Source organism: Arthrobacter sp. MYb221 (assembly GCF_002979835.1).
Lineage (GTDB): Bacteria > Actinomycetota > Actinomycetes > Actinomycetales > Micrococcaceae > Glutamicibacter.
Genome location: NZ_PCPW01000039.1, coordinates 1 through 1,356 on the forward strand (window position 1 = coordinate 1; position 1,356 = coordinate 1,356).

The 1,356-nt window shown below is 56.1% G+C and carries 1 protein-coding gene; it reads left to right on the plus strand.

Annotated elements, in window-relative coordinates; genetic code table 11:
• Nucleotides 1-51: 51 nt before the first annotated feature.
• A protein-coding gene (locus tag CQ015_RS18585) for an IS3 family transposase (RefSeq protein WP_105650854.1) occupies nucleotides 52-1,340 on the plus strand; the annotation gives its coding sequence in 2 pieces (ribosomal slippage) (nucleotides 52-325 and nucleotides 325-1,340; 1,290 coding nt in all).
• Nucleotides 1,341-1,356 lie beyond the last annotated feature (16 nt).

Below are 1,356 nucleotides of genomic sequence, written 5' to 3' on the forward strand. Positions count from 1 at the left end.
TGAACCGTCCCTGATTTGATGCCGCTGTCTTTCGAGAGAAAGATAGAAACCATGCCCAAGAAGTATCCTGCCGAAGTTCGTGACCGCGCCGTAGCGATGGTTGTGGACCGGCTCTCTGAATATCCTTCCGTGTATGCAGCGTGCAAGGCTCTGGCTCCGAAGCTGGATGTCGGCCCCGAATCATTGCGTCGCTGGGTGCTCCAAGCCCAGGTCGACACCGGTGAGAAGGACGGCCCAACCACTACCGAACTCGATGAGCTCAAGGCGTTGCGGGCGGAGAATCGGGATTTGAAGGAAGCCAACGAAATCTTGAAAGCTGCATCGATTTTCTTCGCGAGGGAACTCGACCCTCGCCGCCGCTAATCTGCCGATTCGTTGATGAGCAGCGGGCCGAAGGTCATGCGGTCGAGTCGATCTGCGCCGTCCTGCGTGAGCAGGGCGTGCAGGTCGCCGCACGAACCTACCGGGCCTGGAAAATAAGGATTCCGGCCCTGCGAGCAGTTGAAGATGCCAAGGTCATTGACACGTTACGCAGCCTCAAAGTGTTAGACGCTAAAGGAAGACCGAAGCCAGAAATCCTTTATGGCCGGCGAAAGATGACCGCTTGGCTGCGGCGCAACGGCTTCCCCGAGGTCTCCAAACACACCGTTGACCGACTCATGCGTGACGAGGGCATGAACGGCCTGATTCGTGGACGTAAGACCCGCACCACGATCCCTGGCAAGGACGGCAAACGAGCTGGCGACCTACTGAATCGGAACTTCAGCGCCAGTGCCCCTAACCGTATTTGGGTCACAGATTTCACTTACGTGCCGGTGTATTCCGGGTTCGTATACGTGGCCTTGGTGATCGATCTGTATTCACGGGCGATCGTCGGGTGGGAAACCTCCACGGTGAAAGACACCGCCTTCGTGGAACAGTGCTTGAAGATGGCTTTATGGCGCCGAAAACACACCAAAAGACCAGTTGACAAGGGGCTTCTCCATCATTCGGACGCTGGCTCGCAATATACCTCGATCCGTTACACCGACACCTTAGAAATTGAGGGGCTGGTTCCGTCGATTGGCAGTGTCGGGGATGCGTACGACAATGCGGCTGCCGAAACGGTCATGGGATTATTCAAGAATGAAGCCGTGGCCAAGGGTTCTCCCTTCCGCAGTGGTGCGTTGAAGACCGAATCAGATGTCGTTGAGGTCGTCTTCGACTGGGTCTTTTGGTACAACAATGATCGCTTGCATTCCTCGCTGGATCACCAAACTCCCGAGGAATTTGAGCGTGCCTACTATGATGAAATGACAGGCTCGTTACCCGACGCTGCCGCACATAAGACGGCGGCATGATTTCCGGGACGGTTCA